The organism is Saccharopolyspora phatthalungensis, from assembly GCF_014203395.1.
GTDB classification, from domain to species: Bacteria; Actinomycetota; Actinomycetes; order Mycobacteriales; family Pseudonocardiaceae; genus Saccharopolyspora; species Saccharopolyspora phatthalungensis.
On the sequence record NZ_JACHIW010000001.1, the window covers coordinates 110,834 to 134,058 of the forward strand.

Consider the following 23,225-nt stretch of genomic DNA (forward strand, 5'->3'; position numbering starts at 1 on the left):
ACAAGTGATGCGACCTTCCGAGAGTACACAATAAATCGTGATTATTTAACCTGGCCACCGGGTGGCGCATTTGATTAATGCGGGCGACATGGGACTTTAGTCACGCCAGCCCAAGACCAAACCTCGATCCACCGATGACATTGGGTAACGATTCGGACCCATTTCGACGAGTCCGGTCAGGGCCCGCGGCAATGGGTCCCGGTGCAGGACGCCGAGGCGTTGGGTGGCGCGGGTGAGGGCGACGTAGAGCTCGGCCGCGCCGCGCGGGCCGTCGGCGAGGATCCGTTCTGGTTCCACGACCAGGACGGCGTCGAACTCCAGGCCTTTCGTCTCCGACGCTGGCACGGTGCCCGGCACACCCGGTGGCCCGATCACGACGCTGGTGCCTTCGCGACCGGCTTCGTCTCGTACGAATTCCTCGATGGCAGCGGGCAGTTCGTCCCCGGTGACCCGCCTGGACCACGGCTGGACTCCGCACGCGCGGACCGACTCCGGTGGCTTGAGCGCGGGTGCGAACTCGGCGAGCAGCGCGGCGGCGACGGTCATGATCTCCGCCGGGGTGCGGTAGTTCACCGACAGCGACCGGTAAACCCAACGGCCGGGCACATAGGGCTCCAGCATCGTGTCCCACGATGTCGCTCCGGCAACCGACCGGCGTTGGGCGAGATCGCCGACCACCGTGAAGGATCGGCTCGGGCAGCGGCGCATCAGCACCCGCCAGTCCATTTCGGACAGTTCTTGGGCCTCGTCGACCACGACATGCCGGTAGGTCCAGTCCCGGTCCGCGGCGGCGCGTTCGACGAGTTCACGGGTGTCGCGCTCAAGGAAGCGATCCGCCAGGTCCTCGGCGTAAAGCAGGTCCTGGGCGAGCAGGTGGTCCTCGTCGTCCATCAGGTCCTTGCGGTCCATCTGGAGGATGTCCAGCACGCCGGCGGCGTACTCGGCCTCCGCCTGCCGTTCCTGCTCGGCGGCCTGGTCGGCCGACTTGTCGCGGCCCAGCAGATCGACCAGTTCGTCGAGCAGCGGCACGTCCGACACCGTCCAGGCGTCGCCATCGGCGCGCAACAACGCCAGGTCGGCGCCTGCCGCTCGCAGCCGTTCGGGAGACATGTACAGCGGCGCCAACAGTGTTTCCGGCGTCAGTACCGGCCAGAGTTCGTCGAGCGCGGCGGAGAACTTGTCGTTTTGCGCGAGCTCCTTGAGCAGGTCGGCCCGCAACTGCTCCCATGCTTCGCGGTCCGCCCGGGTCAGCCAGCCCCGGCCGATCCGGGCTATCGCCCGTTCGGTAAGCACATACGTGACAATCTCGGTGAAGACCGCGCGGGCCTCGTTGTGTGGCAGCCCGCTCGCGCGCGCCTCTTCCCTGGCCCACTCCGCGGTCTCGGCGTCGATCCGCACCGTGACGTCCGCCAGTTCGATCGGCAGCGGATGCTCCGGCAGCCGCTGCCGATCGGCGACCGCCGCCGCGAGCACGTCCAGGATCTTCAGCGAGCCCTTGAGCCGCGCGGCTTCCGGGGTGTCCTCGGCGGCGACGCGCAGACCGGGCACGAGGTCGCCGGTGGTCATGAACACCACGTCGGACTCGCCCAGCGACGGCAGAACGCGGCCGATGTGGTTCAGGAACGCCGAGTTGGGCCCGACCACCAGCACACCGTGGCGTTCCATCCGCTCCCGCTGGGTGTAGAGCAGGTACGCGACGCGGTGCAGCGCCACCACGGTCTTCCCGGTTCCCGGGCCACCCTCGATCACCAGCACCCCCGGGTGATCGAGCCGGATGATCTTGTCCTGCTCGGCCTGGATCGTCGCCACGATGTCGCGCATCCCGTCACCGCGCGGCGCGTTGACCGCCGCGAGCAGGGCCGCGTCCCCTCGCTCGCCACCGCCGGGGCGGCCGAGCACCTCGTCGGTGAAATCGACCACTTGACGCCCGCGGGTGTGAAACTGGCGGCGCCGACGCATGTTCTCCGGGGTCGCGGCGGTGGCGACGTAGAACGCGCGTGACGCCGGCGCCCGCCAATCGAGCAACACCGGTTCGTACTCGTTCTCCTCGTCGAAAAGGCCGATCCGGCCAATGTAGGAATGTTCGCCCGAAATGGCGTCCAGCCGACCGAAACACAGCCCGTTGTCCGCCACATCCAGCCGCTTCGCCGCTTTGGCCAGCGCGCGCACCTCGACATCCCGTTCCACGGGTGTCCCGCCATTTCCCCGCAACGCCGCGTTGTACTCACCCTTCACTCGCGCGCGTTCGGCGTCGAGCCGCGCGTAGAGCCCGGCCACGTAGCTCCGTTCGGACCGCAATTCGTCTTCGTATCCCAGATTTGACACATGCCCCTCACAGCGGCGAAATTGATGTTCGGTTCGGCGCCGAAATGTTCGTGCGGCCGTTGGATCTGACGAGGCCATCGTTTGGTCAAGGTCGCCTGGACCACGAGGGACTCTCTCCTATTGCGGGCTCGACGATCCCTGCGCGGTTCACGCGGACACTGGCGGCCTTTCTCGGCTTACCGCGTCGAGCAGCAGCGTCGCGGCCACCGTCGCTCCGTCGGTGCGGATCGTGCCGGCCACGGCGGTTGCTCGTGCCCGGGTCTCGGGAGTCAGGGCCGTCCTGAGCGCGGCCGACAGGGACTCGAAGGTCGGAGCCGGACCGTCATGTGCCGCGCCGATGCTCAGGTCGGCCACCCGGCCGGCCCAGTACGGCTGGTCCGTCCCCTGGGGTATGACGACCTGAGGCGCGCCGGCCCGGGTGGCCGTCGTCGTCGTGCCCGCGCCGCCGTGGTGCACGACGGCGGCCACCCGGCCGAACAGTGCCTGCTGGTTGACCTCGCCGACGACGAAACAGTCGTCCCGGTCGTCGATCGGGGCCAGGTCGGCCCAGCCGAGCCCGACGAGTGCGCGACGGCCCTGCGCTCGGATCGCCTCGATGGCCACCCGGGCGACGTCCGTCGATGCGTGCATGGGCATGCTGCCGAAGCCCACGTACACCGGTGGTGTACCAGCGTCCAGGAATGCCACCAACTCGGCCGGGAGTGGGCGAACGTCGGGCAGGATCCACGCGCCTGTCTGCACGACGTCGAGGTTCGGCGTCTCCTGCCACGGGTCCAGGATCGGGTCCGTCGCCAGCCACGGCTGGTCGCCGATGACGTAGTCGCGAACGTTGTCCACCGGTGGCAGGCCGATCGAAGCCCGGTTCGTGTTGAGCGCCGCACCGAACAGCGCATTGATGCTCTGGGCGTCCAGGTCCCACAGCACCCGGTTGTCGGTCACCTCCGGCGGGAACGGCCGGCCGGGATACGCCAGCGGTGGGTGGTGCGGCGACGGCAGGGTGAGCTGCTGGAAGGTCACGGACACGGAGCGGATGCCCAGTTTCTCGGCCACCGACCGCGCCCCGGCCGCGGCAGGCATCACGCCGGTCGCCACCAGCGCGTCACATCCCTCGGCCGCGGCGGTGACCGCGTCAAACTGGCTGGCGATCAACTCAGCCGCGCGCCGGGGCAGGGACGACGGCGGCGGCGCCGCAGTCGTCAGCGCGCGCGCCGACTGGCCGACCGGCACCAGCGGCACGCCGACACCGGCCAGCCGCTGCGCGAAGTCCTCGTCCGGCGGCGCGCACACCCGCACCTCCGCGCCGAGTTCCCGCAACCGCACAGCGAGTCCCGCCAACGGTTCGACGTCCCCGCGCGACCCATACGTCGACAACAACACACGCACTTCGCGCTCCCTTTCCCCCAAGTTCTGGCGTTTCCCCAAGTTCTGCGTTTCCCCAAGTCCCGGCTTCGGTCAGCGATTCTGCGGCACTACCCGGGTCTTGCCGCAAGCCCCCCAGTGCGCTATATGTTGAGAGTGGGAGGGAGTAGGTACTCTCTTTTCGCGTTATCGTCCACTCCGTTATCGCACACGCTGTTATCGCACACTGTGGATGGACAACCTCCTCGCGAACCAGCGGCGCGCCGCGTACGGCGATACGTCGGCCCAGGAGGGTCTTCCGTGGATGCACCCGGTCGAGGATGCAGTCCATCGCGGCGCGGATCCGCTCGCGCTCGTCTTCGCAAAGCCAATCCGCCGCTCGGGTGTCTGCTCGGTCATCGGCCCTTCCGGCTCGTACCGATTTCGGCGACTCTCAGTGTCCACTCCGTGACCCTGAATCGATGGCTCGGCTACCACCTGCTCCGATGCCTTCTGAAGCGGCAGTGACGCCCGGACCGACGGATGTCCACCTTGCCTTTTAAATCCCGTCTTCATGCCCTTTTGTCCCTGCTCTTACGCCAATCCCCGTATCGAACGCATAGGCTGCTCACCGCAATCAGGGTTACTGTCGATCGATCCGTACCTGCTCATCGGCAAGCGTTCAGTGAGGACCAGGCGCTCGGGGGTCTTCGGGCGTGGTCGGCACCGGCACCGTCATGAGCACAATCGTGCCGACGCAAGGGAGCACACCCATGACTTCTTGCCCTGTTCCTTCCGGATGGAACCTTCCTCGCTTCTTCGCTGCCCTTGGTGACCTTGAACGCGCGGCCGGCCATGTCGGTATCGCCACCAACGCCGGTGCGGTAAATCGGTCCTGCCACCGATCGCCGACGCGCCATCGCATCGGCATGGCGGGTTACGGCATGGGACAAAAGAATCTTCGGCGATAATTCTCTGCAGGACGAAGAAACCGACGAGCTCCTTCTCACCTTCACTCCGAGTGATCACACGCCGAAGCTCACACAATTCACTGCCATCTTCCGGTTCGGGAAGGCCTGACCGCCAGGGGCTTAGCGGGCTCGCCTTTCGGCGAGTATCGCAGGCGCTATTGCTATTTGTTCCAACGCGCGAGGAGAAACGTCTCGTGTTCCTACGGATAACCCGCCGGGTTTCTCCGTGGCTATGTGAAGAGCTCAGGTGACTGCCATGAAAGACATGCTCCCTGTCGTGTGGAACTTCTGGTGGCGATCGTGATGACCTGGTCGGCACCGCAGTCGTCCCAGCCGTGGCGGATACTGCCGCTCGTCCTGCTCGCCGTCGCCCTCGGGGCGGTTATGGCCTGGGCAATCCGGGGCCGCGCGGCCGATTTGGATGCCGGGGTGGGATCCCTGCTGCTGCAACCGATCGGTGCCGGGCACCACGACGGATCGGGTGGTGCCAGCCCGCCTCCGCCCATCCTCCGGGAGGGGGCCGCGAACTATTTCGGGATCACCCTGCTTGCCGCGCACCTGACGTTCGGCGGATTGCTGATCTCCGGCGCGATCGCACACCGGCAGACGCGGGCCGGCCGGATCGGTACCCCGCTGGCCTTCGCGGCGATCTCCGCGCTGCTGGCCGGGTTGGCCACCGTGCCGGTCGCGGCTCTTTCCGTGGGCAACGCGATCTCGTTCAGCAACACGCTGGCCGCGGCGGTCACGGTGCTGCAGTACTCCTTCGCGCTAAGCCTCATCGTCACGATCCTTGTCGACCTGCGCCTGCGGGTCCCTAACCCCGGAAGGTGATCCACTTGTTGAACCGCAGAGACGCGATCAAACTCGGTTCTGTCGCCGCTGTGGCAATGGCATTACCCGGCGGGCGACTGGCGGCCGCGCTCTCTGACGATCCGCCGGTGCCCGCGCCCTTCTCGGTCCCGCTGCGGATTCCGCCCGTGCTGGCGCCCACGCGCTCCACACCGGACACGGACTACTACAACATCCAGATCCGGGAAACCGAACAGAAAATCTTACCTGGCGTCCGCACCAAAACCCTCACCTACAACGGGAGCTTCCCGGGGCCGACCATCCGAGCCCGGCGCGGCCGCAACACGGTCGTCACGCAAACCAACGGCATGTCCACGCCCGCGACCGTGCACCTGCACGGCGCGAATGTGCCCGCCTCCAGCGACGGGTACCCGCTCGACTTGATCGAACCCGGCCAGTCGAGGGTGTACCACTACCCGAACAACCAGCCCGCCGCCACGCTCTGGTACCACGACCACGCCCACCACATGGAGGCCGAGCACGTCTACCGCGGGCTGGCCGGCGCGTACCTGCTGTCCGACCCGATTGACCAGGCCCTGCCGCTGCCACAGGGCAAGTTCGACGTGCCGCTGCTCATCCGGGACGCGAAATTCGACAAGGACGGCCAGTTCGTCTTCGTCCCCGATGACTTCCAGAACAGACCGACGATTCTGGTCAACGGCCTACCACAGCCATACCTCAAGGTCCAGCGGCGAGTGTATCGCCTGCGGCTGATCAACGCAGCCAACATACAGCCCTTCACGTTCCGGTTGAGCAACGGAATGCAGTTCCTGCAGATCGCCTCGGACGGCGGATTCCTGAGCATTCCCGCGGTGCGCCAGGAGATCGATCTGTGGCCGTCGGAGCGCGCCGAGGTGTTAGTGGACTTCCGCTCGGTCGCGCCGGGCACCAACGTCGTGCTGGAAGACACGTTCTCGTTCACGAACGTCGAGTCCAAGCGCTCGATCATGCAGTTCCAGGTGGGACACAACGCCGCGCAATTCGATGGCCCACACAGCAACACCCTCCCGGACCGGCTGGTCGACGAGGTGCCACTGGGTCACGCCACGAACACGCGCCGGTTCCTCATGCAGGCCGATCCGAACACCCTTGAGTTCCTCATCAACGGCAAGCCGTTCGACCCGAACCGGGTAGACGCAACGATCAAGCACGGCACCACCGAGATCTGGGAGATCGTCAACGGCGACACCGCCCTGCAGATCCCGCACGCGATGCACCTGCACCTGGTGCAGTTCCGGGTCCTGGACCGCAACGGAAATCCGGAGCCAGCCTACGATGCATACCCGAAGGACACCGTCCGCCTGCACCCCGGCGACTTCGTCCGGATCCTGGTGACGTTCAACTCCTACATCGGCCGGTACCCGTTCCACTGCCACTTCATCGACCACTCGTCGCACTCCATGATGGGCCAGTTCGAGGTCGTGGCCTGAGCCGACGGGATCACAACATTCTCCGAGAGCAACGGAAGTGTTTCCTCGCGGGCCAGCCCGCCCCTCGCCGCACGGCTCCTGCTGAGTGACTGCGGAGTCGGCGACTTCCTCGATCGGGCGCACCGTCTCAGCGGTGCGCCCGATCAACCATTCCGCTGAGCGGCCGCCACCACCTCGACGGGGCAACGTCCACATGCGACCGTCGACCAATAGTCGATGAGCGTCAGGGCATGTGGCCCAACTGGCCCATTCACGAGGGGCACTCGCGGAGGTCCGCACCCTCATCCGGGGCGCTGCCAGCCAGTTCCCACCACTGGTGGGGGGCTCGGTGGGGTCGAGTGCGTGAATGAGCAGCACGCGATCGGCGGGGGCAAGCAGCAAGACACGGGCGCGGCTCAGGTGCCAGAAATGGTCGACCCCGAGTAAGCCTCGGGTCTCCCACACATCCAGCCCAGCAGTAGATGATGCGGTCGTGGCAGTACGGCGACTTCTGCGTCGTGGGCTGCCGGTCACTCGCCGACCGCCCCATTGGTGACCTACCCCGTGTCCTCCGAGTTGCGACCGTCGAGATACAAAACGCGCTCCGACAGTTCGCTTCGACACTCAGCAAGTCAACAGGTCGGGATTAGGGTCCCGACCAGCGACCCGAACGCCGACACCGTCACCGCAGTCAGGAAGTCATGGCAGTACTGCAGCCGCCGGACACGCGACGTACGTCCCCAGGTGCATTTGAGCACTCTGCCTGACCAGTGAAGAAATCAGCCAGAGGGAGGAATCGATGCCCTTATACAAAGGGTACTGATGTCAATACACTCCGTGACGTGAAGGTGAGAGCTACTATCGCTACCCCGCAGGCTGGGTCGTTGGGCGAGGAAATGATCAGCAAGATTTGGCGGGTCCTGGCCCACTCGTTGGGCGTTGACCGCGACGGGGGCCGCCTTGTAAGCCGCTCCGCGGACGTGTGCTGCTTGCGGGTCTGGAACCGCGAGCAGTGCCAAGGCGTAGGCCCCGAGTTTGCAGTTTGGCCCAAGAACACTGCTGACGAGCAGCTGCCCACAGAACTCGTCGTCGAAAAACGGCACAGTCGCGTCACGATCTCCTGCCGTCAACGGGCACCGCCGCAGGCCAGGGTATTTGAGCACCCAACCGTAAGGAAACGTATCCGGAAAGGGCGCTGCGATGTATCCGATGGTCGCACCTGGCTTCGGCGATCCAAATGAAGCGCGGTGGCGGGGCGCCGATGCGGTACTGGGCGGCGTGGAAGGACATCACACGCATAGGACTTTCCGGCGGTAGAGACAAGTCGAGAGAAAGGAGTCGAATGTGGACACTGACACCGAGACTGTGGTGTACGAGCCGCCGCAGCTGGAAGAGCTTGGCGGTGTCGTCGACCTGATGCTTGGCAACGGAGAGCACGACACCGCCGACAAAGGCCAGTACTACTGGTGAACGGAGACGCCGTGTGGCTGCTGGACGGTGGGCAGGACACGGCCCCGCCAGGAACGGGCTGGGTGTGCTGGGCCGCAGGATGGCTGCGGGTCTGGCATACCCAGCCCGTGTCACGTGCGCGGGTGCCGGGCTGCCGGCTACTGGTGGACGGCCATGCCGTGATGGACATCAAGGCGGTGGCGAAGCGGCTAGCAGCCGGGGAGGACACGGCGTTGGGCTGGCTGGGTGGTAGTGCCACGGTGATCGCAGTCCGTGAGCACGACGTCCTCGTCGCTGGGGATCTGGCTGGGCAGCGCCTGGTGGCGGTGGCTCGTCATCCGCGGCTAGTGGTCGGCGACCAGGTCAGTGCGGTGGCCGGGCGCGTGGGCGCTGGGTTTGACCCGCAATGGTGGGCGTTGCGGCTGGGGGCACCACAGGCAGTGGATGTGTGGTGGTCAGGCAGCCCGTGGGCCGGTGTCGAGGTCGCGCGTCCAGGGTGGGCGCTGCACCTTGAACGCCGTTCGGGCACCTGCAGTTGGCGACAGATAACACACCTGCAGCCACCACAGGACGACCTGGTTGTCGCCGGGCACGAGCTCCGAGAGGCGCTGATCAACGCGGTCGGAACTCGGGCGGCGTCTGCGCGGCGGCTGACGGCGGACCTCAGCGGTGGTCTGGATTCGGCAACGATCACTGCGCTGGCTGCGACTGACTCCGATTCGGTGGAGGCGTTGACGATGCTCGTGCCGGGGGTGGAGGACGTGGTCGCCGCGCGCGCGGTCGCCGCACTCCTTCCGTCGGTGCGGCTGCACGAGCTCGCCGTCCCCGAGCAGGCTGCACCGTTCGCCGACCTGGATGCCAGCGGCCTGGACGAGCCGGGCATTGCCGCGAACATCGGCCGGGAGCGCTGGTGGGCGCAGCAGATCGACGAGTTCGGCGGCGGCCCGCATCTAACCGGTGAGGGCGGTGACGCGGCGTTGACTGCGCCGTTGTCTTATCTCAGCGGCCTGACCGGTCTGACGGCGTGGCGGCACGCTCGCGGCTGGGCTCGCCTGCGGCAGCACTCGCCCGCAGCACTGGTACGCGCGGCCTGGAGGCTGCGCCGAACCAGCTACGCCGACGCGCTTCGGCACGAAGCCCATCGGATTGTTCACAGTGGTTCGCCAGCGGCGGGGTTGCCCGCTCGGGTGTCGTGGTTCGGCTCCTCGACCGTGGAATGGCTGAGTCCGTGGGCCCGAGACACGGCCGCGCAGTTGCTGCGCGCCCACGCCAATGCCTACGAGCATCCCATCACACCGCTGAACAACGCCGCGGTGGAAGATGACGCAGCGTGGCTGGTACTGATCGCGTCGGGCCGCATGCAGCGGCTGTATGCGCAGGTGCATGCCGAGTACGGCGTACAACTGGAGTCCCCGTGGCTCGACGATGCGGTCGTGCGGGCCTGCTGGAGGGCATCGGCGGCTGCCCGTACTACCCCGTACCAGCTCAAACCCCTGCTGGTGCGCGCCATGGACGGTGTGGTGCCCGACGTGGCGCTGCACCGCAGCACGAAGGGCGACTACACGGCGAGCGCGTATGCGGGTCTGCGACGCCACGCCTTGCGGCTGCGTGCGCTGTTCACCGGTGGACGGCTCGCTGAGCTCGGCGTGATTGACGAGGCTGCGGTGCGCGCGACGCTGGCCCGCGCCGCCGAGGGCCTTCCGGTGCGTCTGGGCCGCCTCGATGCGGTGGTGGGAGCTGAGATATGGCTGCGCGGAAGGAATTCGGCATGCGGATCGTGATCGAACCGGCGGTGAGCTCGGTTGAGCATGGCGAGGGCCTGGTGCTCATCACCGAACGCACCGGCCGCTGCTACCGCTGCTCGCCCAGTGCCGCAGCACTGTGGCGGGCCTTAGCCGATCACGGCGACCCGGTCCAGGCCGCAGTAGAAGTTGCCGAGATCTACGGCATAGACCAAGAGAAGATAGGCGCAGACCTGGAGCGGCTCGTCAGAACTCTGGCCGCCGCCGGGCTTGTTCGCATCATCGAGGAGGGGATTCGCTCGTGAGCATGCCGATGGCCACCCCACCTGCTGGCCCGCACGTGTCGTGGTCAGCACGCTGTGCCGGTGCTGCCGCGGCCACGATCGCCTGGCTCGCCGTACGGTGTCTACGATTCGACCGAACCGTGTGGCTGGTGCAACACCTTGTCTCCGGCACCGGTCGGCGCCTCGCGACCGCGCGGGAAGCGGAGGCGATGCTGCGCGCGATAGATGAAGGCGCGGCCTGGTTACCGATGCGCGTCGCCTGCCTAGAGCGCTCTCTGGCCGCCGTCCTGCTAGCCGCCGGGTGGCGTCGGGCGATCACCTGGTGCTACGGCGTGCGCGCCCGACCGCCGCTCACCATGCACGCCTGGATTTCAACCCCCACCGGCCCCGTCGGCGAACGCGAGGAGCACATCGCAGCCCGCCGGATCGCACCGAGGAGAAAAACATGACAACCGCGACCCCCGACTACCAGGACTGGACAACCACCGACACCGGCGAGCAGATACTGCAGAGCAGCGCGCAGCACACCATCGAGACCATGGTCGATCTGCTGGGTCTCCAGCCCGGCCACCGAATCCTTGAAATCGGCACCGGAAGCGGCTATTCCACCGCGCTGCTGGCCTCCCACACCGGCCCGACCGGCAAAGTCACCTCGATCGATATCAACGCGGATCTCGTCGACCGCGCGAATCGTCGCCTGACCGCCGATGGCTATCGGTGGGCCGAGGCCCATGCCGCTAACGGACTGATGGGCTGGCCCGCCCGGGCGCCATACGACCGGATCATCGCCTGGACCACTCCACCGGAGGTGCCACAGGCATGGCTGGATCAGGCCGCGGATGACGCGGTGCTGGTCACCCCGGTACACCTCGCCCCGGTCGCACACGCCCACGCCGTCCTACGCGCCGAAGTCCACATCGGACAGATCCGCCGGGAATCGCTGCACCCGGGCAGCTTCATCGAAACCCATTCGGCTGCCACTAATGATCCTCGGGTGCCGACCCGCCACCTCGATGCGGTGCAATGGGACGCCAATGGGAGCCCGAGTTGGATCAGCGCAGCGCCACTGCATGAACAGCACCCTGCCGCGCAACGACTCCTGGCACAATTGCGCGCACTCGGAAAATTGGAGATGAGCTTCCCCAACCGGAAGCATTGGCAGGCTGCGATGGCACACGTGGTGACGCGCTGGCCCGAGCGGGCCTGCGCTGCTGCTGGCCCCTGGGGACTAGGGCTCGGCATAGCCAGCACCGGAGGCGTTGCCGTGATCACGACAACAGGGCTCCTCGTGCACGCTGGCGATGTAGATGTGCGGCTTGCGCTCGTGGCTGCGGTGGAAAACTGGGACCGGGCGGGGCGGCCGGGGTACGACGCGCTGCGTCGCGCCATCTAAAAACCCGATACCGGAAGGACAAACACAAGAAGGAACCAGGGATACCCTTGTCGTCACCAATCAGTGCCGCACTCTGAACCGGGGATGAATACCGAGGAAACCTGCCCGCCGACATCGAGCCCTGGATGCTCGACACCACCGCCTGGCCCGGCAGCGTCGATCTCTACGTCGACACCGTGGTCTGGCTGGGCAGCCGACTGCTCACCGACCCCAAGCATTTCTTCCGCTCGTTCACTGTCAAGGAACTAGGCCGACTCATTACCGCACGCCCCACCGAACCCGTCGTCCGCACCCACGAGATGGGCATCTACAAACGCTACTTCGACCTAATAGCCAGCGGACAAAAGACGACCGAGATCCGGGTCGACGACTCCAGCCGCAAAAAAAATCAAGGAAGGTTCGTTGATCCGGTTCCGCTGCCAGGGCGACCAGGTGCTCACCCGCGTCACGCGAGTGGCCCGCTACGCCACCTTTGACGAGATGTTCGACCACGAGTCCATCGCCTCGGTCAACCCTTTGGCCACCCGCGACGAACAACTCGCCAACATCCGCCAGATCTACCCGCCCGAACGCGAAGCCCTCGGCGTCGTCGCCATCGGCATCGAGCTCGTCGACCCACCCCGCAGAACCTGACCAGAATCCCCCGGAGTGCGCAGCGAAAACCGAGGCACACATGTGTCTCTACCCCAGCGGCAGCATTTGAACTCGGAGAGTGGTTATGTGACACGGGTTCTGCTGCGGGACTGCCAGATCGCCTACGCCATCAGGCGTAGCAGCGCGTTGTGGTAGATAGCTTGCACAGTGGGGGTGGTGTCCAGGCGGGCGCGTTCGTCGGTGCCCGGCGATTTCAATGGAAACCGGCAGGTCGATTTCCATTGACCTTTTTCCATCCTGATCTTCGCAGGTCAGGGGGCGTTGACGTGGGTGGTGAGGTGTGAGTGGGCTGGTCGGAGTCATGATCATCGGGATTGATCATCTGACACTGGCCCCACGGCCCACGGCAGGGTGATCATGATCACTGCCGGGGAAGACGAAAAAGATGGCCCTCGGCGGATTCGATTGGTTCGTGACTACACAAAAAAACCTCGCCGAGGGCGCAGCGCCCATTATCTACCAGGTCCAGCTTCCGGTCTCCACCCGCACGCTTCAGGTGGTCAGTGACCTGATTTCCGCTCGCCGCAAGAAGATCGGTTCCCGCTGGCGCAAGGCACTCCCGGGTAAGCAGGCGATCATCGCGCTGGCGGTGCTGCGTCACGACCAGCGGCTGCTGGATTTGGCCGGGGGCAACGGCGTCTCGGCCTCCACGATTCGCCGGTGGGTCCTGGAGGTCATCGACCTGCTGGCCGCCCGCGCCCCGCGCCTGGACCGGGTGCTGGCCACCACCGCCCGCACCGGGGGCGAGGTGGTCCTGCTGGATGGCACCCTGATCCCGACCCACCGGCGCAGCGGTCACGACAACCGGCGCTACTACAGCGGCAAACACAAACGCCACGGGCTGCTGTTTCTCGCTCTCACCGACGACGCGGGCAATCTGCTGTGGCTCTCGGCCGCGACCCCGGGCCGGGCCTCGGAGGTCACCACCGCCCGCCACGCCAAACTCACCACCAAACTCCGCGACGCCGGCCTGGGCGCGATGTGCGACCTGGGGTTCACCGGACTGGAAGACGACCCCACCCAGCCCGTGATCATCATCGGCCGCCGTGCCGCCCGCGCCCGGCCCCTCACCGACGCCGAGAAACAGGCCAACCAACTCCTCGCCCGCGAACGCGCCGCCGGTGAACATGGCTTCGCCGACCTGAAAAACTGGCGCATTCTCACCCGGCTACGCATGCACACCCGCCACGCCACCCGCCTGCTGCGTGCCCTGCTGGTGCTGACCAACCTGGAAATCACCCGCTGACACATGGCCACCGCAAACGATCATGGCCCTTCACCAGCCCACTCACATCCCACCCCCTCTGTCCACCCCCCATCACCAGCCCAAACAGGATGGAAAACGCTCATTGAAATCGCCATACCCAGGCTCTCCCACTCATCCAGCCCAGCAGAAGATGATGTGGTCGCGGCAGGGCGGCGACTTCTGCGTCGTGGGCTGCCGGTCACTCCCCGACCGCCGTGGCGACGATGCCGCGCAGGCGAAGCATCCGCAGAGAACTGGTCGTCCTGGCTGGCTGGGCACTGCGTGCGCTGTTCACCGGTGGGCGGCTCGCTGAGCTCGGCGTGATTGACGAGGCTGCGTTGCGCGCGACGCTGGCCCGCGCCGCCGACGGCCTACCGGTGCGTCTGGGTCGCCTCGATGCGGTGGTGGGAGCTGAGATATGGCCGCGCGGAAGGAATTCGGCATGCGGATCGTGATCGAACCGGCGGTGCCTCAGCCGAGGTCAGCGACGGAATTGGGACGACAGCGGCGGATTCGGAGACGCAGAAGATGACTCCGGCGTTCCGGGGTGCGCCCCCGACTCTCTTGGCAAGATCCTAGAATATTTGAGAGGACTGCATGACGCTCACACACGAGGAACCCGGCATCTACGGCCGCGAAGTACTCGATCTGACCCTCATCGACATCGATGATGCGATCGACCAGATCCGGATGACCGATCAGCGCCGCCGGAACCCGAACGCCGGGATCGCATGGTTCGTCCAGTTCGGCGCCGAAGCGTCCGAGGGGCTTGTGCTCGGCATCCGGGGCGAAGTCGGCGCGCTCCAGTGGTTCACCCCGACCGAACTACTCAAGCCCGCGAACGGCCGGAACCAAGACGATGTCGACTACTTCACCGGGCCCACTGGTGACCACTGCCCCATGTCCTCCGAGTTGCCGAGCGCCGAGGTGCTAGGCGTGCTCCGAGAATTCGCTTCGACACGCAGCAAGCCAACGGGCCTGGAGTGGGTTCCCGAGGCGTAACCCCGAACGACACCGTCACCGCAGCCAGGGAGCCCGCCGTGCTGCACCAAGTCGCCAGGATGACGCACTGGACTTACGTCTCGATGCGTGTGGCACCAGGCCTTGTCGACCTTCGCCAGCCCACCAGCCATCTAAAAGGTCCTCTTTGGACAATCGTAAACCCATGCGGCGACCCCGCCGAGAAATGCTTGGCGCTTCACGTCCGAACCCACCTCTGACTCACCTCTCCCGACGGTAGCGCTCTGACGTCACGGTGGATAGAAACCGGGCACGGCATCGTCAGCTGCTCCGAGAATGATTCGCAGTGCCTGACGGACTGCCTCGCATTGCCACATCCATCCCTCGCACCGTTGGGGGTTCGGCACACACGGTCAGCGAATATGTGTTGATGCCGGTATCCGACGCTGATACGAACGGCACACTTGCGGCGCTCTCCACACGCGGCGACTAGTTGCCTCCTGACGGGTGACACCGTCGACTACGTGGTTCCTTCGGTTGATCGCGTGCCGGTACGGTGGCTTGCGTTGGAAATTGCCGCGCGCTCGGAGGTGGACGCCGTGGACGAAGGGCACGAGATCGGCCGTCGGCTGCGGGAGATTCGGTCGTGGCGTCAAATGACGCTGAAGGCCACGGCCGAGCTGGCGGGATTGAGTTTCGGGTATCTGGGCAGGCTGGAGCGCGGGGACCAGCCGATCACCAAGCGTTCCACGCTGGAGGCCCTGGCGAACACGTTGCGCGTGAGTCCCACCGAGCTGACGGGCAAGCCGTGGGCCCCGACCGACCCAGTGGGGGCTGATGCGCACGCTGCGTTGGCAGCAATCGAAACCGCGCTGGAGGAATACGAGCTGGGAATCGATCCAGGCGTGGCTATCCGCCCGTGGCCCGAGTTGGCGGCCGACGTGGAGCGGCTGTGCGATTTGCAGCACGTGCACGCTGATTACGCGGCCCAGGGCCAGTTGGCCCCGGTGTTGCTGGGCGAGCTGCACGCCACCTACGTCCGCGATCCGCAGCATCGACGCGATGCTCTGCTTGGGCTGGTGCACTGCTACAGCTCCGCGTGCACCACCACCAAACGCCTCGGAGGCAGGGGATTGCCGCTGCTGGCGGTGAGGATGGCCCAGCAGTGCGCACAGGAACTGGACTCGCCGGAGTGGACCGGCTACACGATCTGGCTGCGCAGCGAGGCGGCCGGTGAGCTCAGCCGCACCCGGCAGTACGCCCGCAGCGTTGCCGCCGCCGAGGACTTGTCGCGCGCGCTGGATGATCCGAACGTGACCCAGACGTACGGGATGCTGCACCTGTCCGCAGCGCTGGCCGCCGCCGCTCAGGGCGACCGGGACACCGCCACCACACACCTCGACGAGGCTCAAACCATCGCCAATCGCATGGAAGTCGAGGTCGGCGGCTTCGCACGTTTGTGGTTCGGGCGGACCAACGTCGGTATCTGGCGCACCTCCTTGCTGACCGAGCTGGGAGAAGGTCCGAAGGTCGCGGAAGCGGCGCGGAGCGTGCACCCCGAATTGATTCCCAGCCCGTCGCGGCAGGCCGAGTTCTACATCGACCTAGGCCGGGCGATGCTCACTGAACCGGCGACCCGTGATCGGGGTTTGTCCGCGCTGCTGCACGCCGAAAAGCTCGCCACGCAGCGGGTCCGCAACGACGTTTTCGTCCGTGAGGCGGTGGGTGATCTGCTGCGCCGGGCACGCCGCGACGCCGGAAGTCGTGAGCTGCGCGGCCTGGCCTGGCGCATGGGAGTAGCACCAGCCGGGTGATCTTCGGTGGCCTTGCGCATCTAGCGCAAAGATCCATCAGCCAGGCGACCTCGCCGTGCTTCACGAAGTCGCCGGGAGGGGGAACGGGTGCGACGTCGCCCGCGCGTGTAGCGGCTGACTTCTACACCACCCGCAAGTGGATCGGGACGCCAGAGAACCGCGAGACCGCACAAGCGCGCCGAACGTGCCCGATCGATGCCAGGACATTATCCCGCTTTCTGTGGCTGTCGTGCCCAGGTTGGGATGGCGGTCGGGTTGCCGTTGCCGACGGCGTTCGTCGGGTGCTGTGATTTCCCAATTGTAGGCAAAATCGGAGACCCACAGCTTCTGCTGTCATAGCGCAAATCAGAACACTCGCTGAGCAAGGATTCACCTGGAAATCGGCGGGTTGATTTCCCTTGAAATCGCCGTGCCCAGGTCGATGGTGGGCCGCATCGAGCCGGCCAGCAGCCACGTCAATTCTTCGCGGATTTCGGCCTCGGTGTCGAACCCGACGTGCACGTCCGGTTCGCCCGGCCGGGAATAGACGAGTGTCCATCCCTCACCCCTGCGCATGATTTTCAGTTCGACCGCGACCCCCTCGTGCCCGTAGCTGATCACCATCTCCGCCACCTCGGACTCCTTCGCGTTCTCCCCACCAGTAATCGACGCTTCCGGAGATTATGCGAACAAACAAACGAACCGGACAGGGACTTTCGTCCCGCGTTCGTCCCCCTGCGTCGACGAGCGTTCGGCGTGAGACTGGGCCGATGGGGTCGATCCGGTATGAGGTGCGGGTCGAGGGCGTGGTGCAGGGGGTCGGATTTAGACCTTTTGTCCATTCTCTCGCGACGCGGCTGGGGCTTGCCGGGCACGTGCGCAACGACGTGCACGGTGTCTTCATCGAAATCGAAGGGGCAGCGGACGCGGCCGAACACTTTCTGTGTTCGCTTCGTTACGAAGCGCCACCACTTGCAGTCATCGAGAAGATCGCGGTCGAGTCCATTGAACCGGTCAGCGACGACGAGTTCCGCATCGTCGGCAGCACCTCGGCGGGTTCCCGTGCGACGCTGGTGTCCGCCGACAGCGCGACCTGCGCGGACTGTTTGCGCGAGATGTTCGACCCCGCCGACCGCCGGTTCGGCTACGCCTTCACCAACTGCACGAACTGCGGACCGCGCTTCACCGTCGTTCGTGACATCCCCTACGACCGCCCGCTGACGACCATGTCGGCGTTCGACATGTGCGCACGGTGCGCGGCGGAGTACCACGATCCGGGCGACCGGCGCTTCCACGCCCAGCCGGTGTGCTGCCCGGAATGCGGGCCGCGGCTCCGGTTGGTCGACGCCGCCGGTGCGACGCTGCCGGGGGACCCCATCGCCGAAGCGGCCGCCGCTCTCGGTCGCGGTGAAATCCTCTCGGTGAAGGGCCTCGGCGGTTACCACCTCGCAGTCGACGCGACCGACCAGGACGCGTCCTCGGCGCTGCGCAAGCGCAAGCATCGCGAAGACAAGCCCTTCGCGGTGATGGTGCGGGATCTGGCGCAGGCGCGTGAGTTGTGCGCGGTGAACGAGGTCGAGGCCGCGCTGCTGGCCTCCCGACGCCGCCCCATCGTGCTGCTCGACATGCTGCCGGGCTCGCGCATCGCACCGGCGGTGGCACCGGGCAACCGGCAGCTCGGCCTGATGCTCCCCTACACCCCGCTGCACCACCTGCTGCTTCGCGACGCTCCGGGCCCGCTCGTGCTCACCAGCGGAAACGTCTCGGACGAGCCGATCGCCTACCGCGACGACGAGGCGCTCCACCGGCTGGCCGGTATAGCGGACGGGTTCCTGACCCACGACCGGCCCATCCACATGCGCACCGACGATTCGGTGGTCCGCTCGTTCCGGGGCCGGGGCATGCTGGTCCGGCGGTCCCGGGGATATGCGCCCGAGCCGGTGGCGCTGCCAAGGGAGTTCCCGCGACCGGTGCTGGCCTGCGGCGCCGAGTTGAAGAACACCTTCAGCGTCGCCAAAAACCGGCACGTCTTCGTATCGCACCACATCGGCGATCTGGAGAACTACGAGACGCTGCGCTCATTCACCACCGGCATCGAGCACTTCACCCGGCTCTTCGACGTCGAGCCCGCCGTGGTCGCGCACGATCTGCATCCCGAGTACCTGTCCACCAAGTACGCGGTGGACCTCGACGACGTCGACCTCGTCGGCGTCCAGCACCACCACGCCCACATCGCCTCGTGCCTGGCCGACAACGGCGCGGACGGGCCGGTGCTCGGCGTGGCGTTCGACGGGCTCGGCTACGGCACGGACGGAACCATCTGGGGCGGCGAGTTCCTCCGAGCCGACCTGGTGGACTTCCAGCGGCTGGCCCACCTGGAGCCGGTCCCACTTCCCGGCGGAACCACGGCGATCAAGCAACCCTGGCGGACGGCGGTGGCATACCTGTCCGGCCGCTACGGCGACGACCTGCCGACCGGCCTCGACTTGTTGCGCCGCAACGAAACCTGGCCCGAGGTCGCCGCTGTGGCCCGACAGCGCGCCCACTCGCCGCTGACCTCCAGCGCGGGCCGGTTGTTCGACGCCGTTGCCGCGATCCTGGGCGTTCGGGACGCGATCAACTACGAAGGGCAAGCGGCCATCGAACTCGAACAGCTCGCCGATCGCGACGAACGCGGCGGCTACCCGGCGTCGGTTTCGACGGGAAATGTCCTGCGGGCCCAGGGTGCCGACCTGGTGGCGGCGGTCGTGGACGACCTGCGGTCGGGCACCCCGGGGCCGGTGATCGCGGCCCGGTTCCACACTGGAATCGCCGCGATGATCCACGACGTCTGCGTGCGGCTGCGAGAGCGCACCGGGCTGGCCGAAGTCGCGTTGTCCGGCGGCGTGTTCCAGAACATGCTTCTGTTGCACCGCGTTGTCGCACGGCTGGAGTCGAGCGGATTCCGCGTCCTGGTGCACTCCAGGGTGCCGCCCAACGACGGAGGCGTGAGCCTGGGACAAGCGGCCATCGCCGGGGCACGCGACCGAGGCGCTAGGCGGTGAGCACCTGCGTCAGGTTCGCCCGAAGCCACTCGTGCCAGCCCTCAAGACCAGTGTCCCGAGTCGCCGACACCGGGACGACATCGACCGACGGGTTCGCGATCCGGGCGTTGCCGCTGAACCCCGCGACGTCGTAGTCCAGATACGGCAGGAGGTCGATCTTGTTCAGTAGCACCAGATGGGCCGCTTGGAACATGTGCGGGTACTTCAGCGGCTTGTCCTCGCCCTCGGTGATGGAGGCGATCACCACCCGGCGGTGCTCACCCAGGTCGAACAGCGCCGGGCAGACCAGATTGCCCACGTTCTCCACGAACACCACCGAGCCGTCGGGGGGATCCAGCGACGTCAGCGCTTCACCCACCGCGCCGGCGTCGAGGTGGCAGCCGGCGCCGGTGTTGATCTGCACCGCCCGGCATCCGGCCGCTCGCAACCGGTTGGAGTCCAGCAGCGTCTCCTGATCGCCCTCGATGACCCCGATCGGGATGGTGGATCCGAGCTCGCGCAGCGTGTTCTCCAGCAACGTGGTCTTGCCGGCGCCCGGCGAGCTCATCAGGTTGATCGCGAGGATTCCCTTCTCCCGCAACCAGATCCTGTTCTTCGCCGCCAGCACGTCGTTCTTGGCCAGGACCTGCCGTTCGAGCGCGATCGTCCGCACCGGAACCGAACCGGCCGCCGGCTCGGGATTCAGCCGCACGCCGTCGGCATCCGAACATCCGCACGTTCCGCACATGGTTAACCCACATCCACTGCCGTGATCTTGAGTTCTCGACCGGACCGCACTTGCACGTCCGCGCTGCCGCAGGGGCAAAGCACGATCGGGTCGTCGAATTCGCATGTGTGTCCGCAACTGCGGCACGCGCCCCGGCCCGGCGGTTCGACGATGTCCAGGCGCGCACCGTCCAGCGCGGTGCCGGAGGCGACCAGGTCGAAACAGAACCGCACCGAGTCGGGAACGACCCCGGAGAGCTTGCCGATCTCCAGCTGGAGCCGGGTGATCCGCGGTTCCTCGATCGCATCGAGGACCGCGTCAACGATGCTCTGGGTGATGCCCAGCTCGTGCACCGCCGCGCCCTCAGCAGATCCTCGGGAGCGGATCGCCGACCAGCAGGTCGACGATGCGGGTGCCGCCGAACGTGGTGTTCAGCAGCACCAAGCCCGGCGGATCCGCTGCGACGCGCCCGATGATCGCCGCGTCCGCACCCAGCGGGTGCGCGCGCAGCGCCTCCAGCGCCGCATCGGCCTGCCGGCCGTCGACGACGACCACGATGCGTCCTTCGCTGGCCACGTAGAGCGGGTCGATGCCCAGCAGCTCCGACGCTCCGCGCACCTCCGTGCGAACCGGGACCTTCTCCTCGTCGACGACGACCGACACATCGGATGCCTTGGCGACCTCGTTGAGTATCGTCGCCACGCCCCCGCGCGTGGCGTCGCGCAGCGCGCGGACGCCCGACGCGGCCTTGAGCAGCTCGGCGACCAAGCCGTGCACGGGGGCGGTGTCGGAGACCAGGTCGGCGTCGATGTCGAGTTCGCCGCGGGCCAGCATCACCGTGACGCCGTGATCGCCGATGGGACCGGACACCAGCACGGCGTCTCCCGGGCGCGCCGTGTCGATGCCCAGCCGGTGCTCGGTTTCCAGCAGGCCGACGCCGGCCGTGTTGATGTAGCAGCCGTCGGCCTTGCCCTTCTGCACGACCTTGGTGTCCCCGGTGACCACCTGCACACCGGCGGCTTCGGCCGCCGCCGCCATTGACCCGACGATCCGAGTCAGGTCCGCCACCGGGAAGCCTTCCTCGATGATGAAACCCGCGGAGAGGAACAGCGGCGTGGCGCCGGAGACCGCGAGGTCGTTGACCGTCCCGTTGATGGCGAGGTCGCCGATGTCCCCGCCGGGGAAGAACAGCGGGGACACCACGTAGGAATCGGTGGTGAAGGCCAGCCGGCCGCCGGCCACCCCCAGCTCGGCGCCGTCCTCCAGCTTCGCCAGTTCCGGATTGCGGAAGCCCGTCAGGAAGACCGCCTCGATCAAGGTCTGGGTGGCCTTGCCGCCGGAGCCGTGCGCGAGGGTGATCCGTTCCTCCTTGACTTTCGGCTTGCGGCGCCGCGCCTTCTCGATCCGCTCCAGCACCTGCTGTTCGCGGTCGGCGTGCTCGCTGCCGGGCCGGGAGTCGCCGTGCTCGCGGTGCTCTGCCATCGCATCCTCGACCCAGCCCGCGGTGTGCGACTGGGTGTGCTCGGTGCTCACGGCCTACTCGCCTCCTTCACGCGTTCGCGGCTGAAGCGCCCGAAGTTGTAGTACGCGGCGCAGGCGCCCTCCGGCGACACCATGCAGGTGCCGATCGGTGTCTCCGGCGTGCACGCGGTGCCGAAAACCTTGCACTCCCACGGTTTCAGGACGCCCTTGAGGACTTCGCCGCACTGGCATGCCTTCGGGTCCGCCACCCGGATGCCCGGCAGGTCGAAGATTTTCTCGGCATCGAATCGCGCGTAGCGTTCGCGCAGGCGCAGCGCCGAGTGCGAAATGAAGCCCAGCCCGCGCCATTCGAAGTACGGCCGCAGCTCCATCGTCTCCCCGATCGCCTGCAATGCCGTGCGATTACCGTCCCAGGGCACCACGCGGGTGTACTGGTTCTCGACCTCCGAGCGCCCCTCGGCGAGCTGCACCAGCAGCAGGTAGATCGACTGCAGGATGTCCAGCGGTTCGAAACCCGCTACCACCAACGGCTTTCCGTAGTCGCGCGCGATGAACTCGTATGGCCGGCAGCCGATCACCGTGGACACGTGCCCGGGGCCGAGGAACCCGTCCAGCCGCAGGTCCGGGGAGTCCAGGATCGCCTTGATCGCCGGGATGATCGTCACGTGGTTGCAGAACACCGAGAAGTTCTCCAGGCCCTCCTGCTCGGCACGCAGCAGTGTCATCGCGGTCGACGGCGCGGTGGTCTCGAACCCGATCGCCATGAAGACCACGTGCTGATCGGGGTTCTGCCGGGCGATCTTCAGCGAGTCCAGCGGCGAGTACACCATCCGGATGTTGGTGCCCTCGGCGTTGGAGTCGAAGAACGAACCGTTGCTGCCCGGCACCCGCATCATGTCGCCGAAGGATGTCATCAGCACGTCGGGTTGGCGGGCGATGTGGATCGAGTCGTCGATGCGCCCCATCGGGATGACGCACACCGGGCAGCCCGGTCCGTGCACCAGGGTCACATTGTCGGGCAGGTAATCCTCCAGCCCGTGCTTGTAGATCGTGTGCGTGTGGCCGCCGCAGACCTCCATGAACTTGTACTGGCGGCCGGGCTCGCACAGCCCGGCGATCTTGGCTGCCAGCGCCCGCGCCTTGTCCGCGTCGCGGTACTCGTCGACGAAACGCATACGGTGCTCCTCCTACTCGATACGCGATTCGGTGAGTGCTGCGATCTCGTCGGAGTAGGCCTGGCCGATGCTCTCCAGGAACTCCAGCGCCGACCTCGCCTCGGCCTCATCGATCTTGGACAGCGCGAATCCGACGTGGATCAGCACCCATTCGCCCGGCGCCGGCCGGTCGTCGCCGAGCAGCCCGATGTTGATGTTGCGGCGGACTCCGCTGACGTCGACCTTCGCCAGGTCGGGACGGTCGGTGAGGATCTCGATGACCTCACCCGGTATTCCCAAGCACATGAGCCTCACATCCTGCTGATCTCGATGTAGCGCTTGACGTCCGGGGCGACCGTCCGGACCACGACGACCACGAGCCCGATGACCGCCGCCCACAGCAGCAGCCGACGCAACTCGGCCATC

The 23,225-nt window shown here is 66.7% G+C and carries 23 protein-coding genes; 14 read left to right on the forward strand and 9 right to left on the reverse strand.

Annotated elements, in window-relative coordinates; translation table 11 throughout:
* Nucleotides 1–96 precede the first annotated feature (96 nt).
* Both helR and BJ970_RS00415 read right to left on the reverse strand, forming a co-directional pair.
* The gene (gene helR, locus BJ970_RS00410) at nt 97–2,325 is read right to left on the reverse strand and encodes an RNA polymerase recycling motor ATPase HelR (RefSeq protein ID WP_184722056.1); all 2,229 of its coding nucleotides are present in this window, start codon (nt 2,323–2,325) and stop codon (nt 97–99) included.
* A 147-nt stretch (nt 2,326–2,472) separates the two neighbouring features.
* The gene (locus tag BJ970_RS00415; RefSeq protein WP_184722059.1) at nt 2,473–3,708 is read right to left on the reverse strand and encodes a glycosyltransferase; all 1,236 of its coding nucleotides are present in this window, start codon (nt 3,706–3,708) and stop codon (nt 2,473–2,475) included.
* 1,217 nt (nt 3,709–4,925) lie between these two features.
* On the opposite strand from BJ970_RS00415, the gene BJ970_RS00420 reads away from it, so the two are divergent.
* The 13 genes from BJ970_RS00420 to BJ970_RS00475 all read left to right on the forward strand — a co-directional run bounded on the left by BJ970_RS00420 (nt 4,926) and on the right by BJ970_RS00475 (nt 16,434).
* Nucleotides 4,926–5,465 carry a hypothetical protein gene (locus BJ970_RS00420; RefSeq protein WP_184722063.1) on the forward strand — a complete coding sequence of 180 codons (540 nt, stop codon included), beginning with the start codon at nt 4,926–4,928 and terminating at the stop codon, nt 5,463–5,465.
* Nucleotides 5,466–5,470: 5 nt separating this feature from the next.
* Nucleotides 5,471–6,913 (forward strand): multicopper oxidase family protein, encoded by a 1,443-nt coding sequence (locus BJ970_RS00425; RefSeq protein WP_184722066.1) that lies wholly within the window; start codon nt 5,471–5,473, stop codon nt 6,911–6,913.
* A gap of 1,323 nt (nt 6,914–8,236) precedes the next feature.
* The gene (locus tag BJ970_RS00430) at nt 8,237–8,362 is read left to right on the forward strand and encodes a lasso RiPP family leader peptide-containing protein (RefSeq protein ID WP_184722069.1); all 126 of its coding nucleotides are present in this window, start codon (nt 8,237–8,239) and stop codon (nt 8,360–8,362) included.
* A complete protein-coding gene (locus BJ970_RS00435; RefSeq protein ID WP_184722072.1) occupies nt 8,359–10,122 on the forward strand; it encodes an asparagine synthase-related protein in 1,764 nt (587 codons plus the stop codon). Before BJ970_RS00430 ends, BJ970_RS00435 begins: the two co-directional genes overlap by 4 nt.
* Complete coding sequence (locus BJ970_RS00440; protein ID WP_184722075.1) at nt 10,110–10,388, forward strand: PqqD family protein; 279 nt, start codon at nt 10,110–10,112, stop codon at nt 10,386–10,388. The genes BJ970_RS00435 and BJ970_RS00440 overlap by 13 nt, the downstream gene beginning before the upstream one ends.
* 8 nt (nt 10,389–10,396) lie before the next feature.
* Nucleotides 10,397–10,816 carry a lasso peptide biosynthesis B2 protein gene (locus tag BJ970_RS00445; RefSeq protein WP_184728790.1) on the forward strand — a complete coding sequence of 140 codons (420 nt, stop codon included), beginning with the start codon at nt 10,397–10,399 and terminating at the stop codon, nt 10,814–10,816.
* Nucleotides 10,813–11,760 carry a protein-L-isoaspartate O-methyltransferase family protein gene (locus BJ970_RS00450; protein WP_184722078.1) on the forward strand — a complete coding sequence of 316 codons (948 nt, stop codon included), beginning with the start codon at nt 10,813–10,815 and terminating at the stop codon, nt 11,758–11,760. The genes BJ970_RS00445 and BJ970_RS00450 overlap by 4 nt, the downstream gene beginning before the upstream one ends.
* Before the next feature lie 125 nt (nt 11,761–11,885).
* Nucleotides 11,886–12,236 carry an ASCH domain-containing protein gene (locus tag BJ970_RS36895; protein ID WP_221466993.1) on the forward strand — a complete coding sequence of 117 codons (351 nt, stop codon included), beginning with the start codon at nt 11,886–11,888 and terminating at the stop codon, nt 12,234–12,236.
* Nucleotides 12,237–12,240: 4 nt separating this feature from the next.
* Complete coding sequence (locus tag BJ970_RS36900) at nt 12,241–12,393, forward strand: hypothetical protein (RefSeq protein ID WP_221466994.1); 153 nt, start codon at nt 12,241–12,243, stop codon at nt 12,391–12,393.
* Between the two features lie 433 nt (nt 12,394–12,826).
* Nucleotides 12,827–13,660: a transposase family protein gene (locus tag BJ970_RS00460; RefSeq protein ID WP_184722080.1), complete on the forward strand. Its 834-nt coding sequence runs from the start codon at nt 12,827–12,829 to the stop codon at nt 13,658–13,660.
* A gap of 224 nt (nt 13,661–13,884) precedes the next feature.
* Nucleotides 13,885–14,115, forward strand: coding sequence for a hypothetical protein (locus BJ970_RS00465; protein ID WP_184722083.1), 231 nt, complete (start codon nt 13,885–13,887; stop codon nt 14,113–14,115).
* 142 nt (nt 14,116–14,257) lie between these two features.
* A complete protein-coding gene (locus BJ970_RS00470) occupies nt 14,258–14,662 on the forward strand; it encodes an Imm1 family immunity protein (protein WP_184722086.1) in 405 nt (134 codons plus the stop codon).
* 557 nt (nt 14,663–15,219) lie between these two features.
* Nucleotides 15,220–16,434 (forward strand): helix-turn-helix domain-containing protein, encoded by a 1,215-nt coding sequence (locus BJ970_RS00475; RefSeq protein WP_312864046.1) that lies wholly within the window; start codon nt 15,220–15,222, stop codon nt 16,432–16,434.
* A gap of 369 nt (nt 16,435–16,803) precedes the next feature.
* On the opposite strand, the gene BJ970_RS00480 is transcribed toward BJ970_RS00475, so the two are convergent.
* Nucleotides 16,804–17,046: a hypothetical protein gene (locus tag BJ970_RS00480; protein WP_184722089.1), complete on the reverse strand. Its 243-nt coding sequence runs from the start codon at nt 17,044–17,046 to the stop codon at nt 16,804–16,806.
* Nucleotides 17,047–17,183: 137 nt separating this feature from the next.
* Between BJ970_RS00480 and hypF the strand changes: the two genes are divergently transcribed.
* Nucleotides 17,184–19,457 (forward strand): carbamoyltransferase HypF, encoded by a 2,274-nt coding sequence (gene hypF / locus BJ970_RS00485; RefSeq protein WP_184722092.1) that lies wholly within the window; start codon nt 17,184–17,186, stop codon nt 19,455–19,457.
* Here hypF and hypB read toward each other — a convergent pair.
* Genes hypB through BJ970_RS39815 form a run of 6 tightly spaced genes read right to left on the reverse strand, consistent with a single transcriptional unit; the run spans nt 19,447 to nt 23,224 of the window.
* Nucleotides 19,447–20,148 (reverse strand): hydrogenase nickel incorporation protein HypB, encoded by a 702-nt coding sequence (gene hypB / locus BJ970_RS00490; protein WP_512700272.1) that lies wholly within the window; start codon nt 20,146–20,148, stop codon nt 19,447–19,449. The genes hypF and hypB overlap by 11 nt on opposite strands.
* 38 nt (nt 20,149–20,186) lie before the next feature.
* Nucleotides 20,187–20,516 (reverse strand): hydrogenase maturation nickel metallochaperone HypA/HybF, encoded by a 330-nt coding sequence (locus tag BJ970_RS00495; protein ID WP_184722097.1) that lies wholly within the window; start codon nt 20,514–20,516, stop codon nt 20,187–20,189.
* 10 nt (nt 20,517–20,526) lie between these two features.
* Nucleotides 20,527–21,645 (reverse strand): hydrogenase expression/formation protein HypE, encoded by a 1,119-nt coding sequence (gene hypE / locus BJ970_RS00500; protein ID WP_184728792.1) that lies wholly within the window; start codon nt 21,643–21,645, stop codon nt 20,527–20,529.
* A 47-nt stretch (nt 21,646–21,692) separates the two neighbouring features.
* Nucleotides 21,693–22,820, reverse strand: a complete 1,128-nt coding sequence (gene hypD / locus BJ970_RS00505) for a hydrogenase formation protein HypD (RefSeq protein WP_184722100.1) — start codon at nt 22,818–22,820, stop codon at nt 21,693–21,695.
* Between the two features lie 12 nt (nt 22,821–22,832).
* The gene (locus tag BJ970_RS00510) at nt 22,833–23,105 is read right to left on the reverse strand and encodes a HypC/HybG/HupF family hydrogenase formation chaperone (protein ID WP_184722102.1); all 273 of its coding nucleotides are present in this window, start codon (nt 23,103–23,105) and stop codon (nt 22,833–22,835) included.
* A gap of 5 nt (nt 23,106–23,110) precedes the next feature.
* Nucleotides 23,111–23,224, reverse strand: coding sequence for a DUF6893 family small protein (locus tag BJ970_RS39815; protein WP_376774980.1), 114 nt, complete (start codon nt 23,222–23,224; stop codon nt 23,111–23,113).
* Between the last annotated feature and the right edge of the window lies 1 nt (nt 23,225).

Excerpts from the sequence above, each read along its gene's own strand:
- BJ970_RS00440 (WP_184722075.1), top strand. The coding sequence starts at position 10,110 with ATGCGGATCGTGATCGAACCGGCGGTGAGCTCGGTTGAGCATGGCGAG.
- BJ970_RS00450 (WP_184722078.1), top strand. The coding sequence starts at position 10,813 with ATGACAACCGCGACCCCCGACTACCAGGACTGGACAACCACCGACACC.
- hypE (WP_184728792.1), bottom strand. The coding sequence starts at position 21,645 with ATGGCAGAGCACCGCGAGCACGGCGACTCCCGGCCCGGCAGCGAGCAC.
- BJ970_RS36900 (WP_221466994.1), top strand. The coding sequence starts at position 12,241 with ATGTTCGACCACGAGTCCATCGCCTCGGTCAACCCTTTGGCCACCCGC.
- hypD (WP_184722100.1), bottom strand. The coding sequence starts at position 22,820 with ATGCGTTTCGTCGACGAGTACCGCGACGCGGACAAGGCGCGGGCGCTG.
- BJ970_RS00465 (WP_184722083.1), top strand. The coding sequence starts at position 13,885 with ATGCCGCGCAGGCGAAGCATCCGCAGAGAACTGGTCGTCCTGGCTGGC.
- BJ970_RS00510 (WP_184722102.1), bottom strand. The coding sequence starts at position 23,105 with ATGTGCTTGGGAATACCGGGTGAGGTCATCGAGATCCTCACCGACCGT.
- BJ970_RS00445 (WP_184728790.1), top strand. The coding sequence starts at position 10,397 with ATGGCCACCCCACCTGCTGGCCCGCACGTGTCGTGGTCAGCACGCTGT.
- hypF (WP_184722092.1), top strand. The coding sequence starts at position 17,184 with ATGGGGTCGATCCGGTATGAGGTGCGGGTCGAGGGCGTGGTGCAGGGG.
- BJ970_RS00470 (WP_184722086.1), top strand. The coding sequence starts at position 14,258 with ATGACGCTCACACACGAGGAACCCGGCATCTACGGCCGCGAAGTACTC.
- BJ970_RS39815 (WP_376774980.1), bottom strand. The coding sequence starts at position 23,224 with ATGGCCGAGTTGCGTCGGCTGCTGCTGTGGGCGGCGGTCATCGGGCTC.
- BJ970_RS36895 (WP_221466993.1), top strand. The coding sequence starts at position 11,886 with ATGCTCGACACCACCGCCTGGCCCGGCAGCGTCGATCTCTACGTCGAC.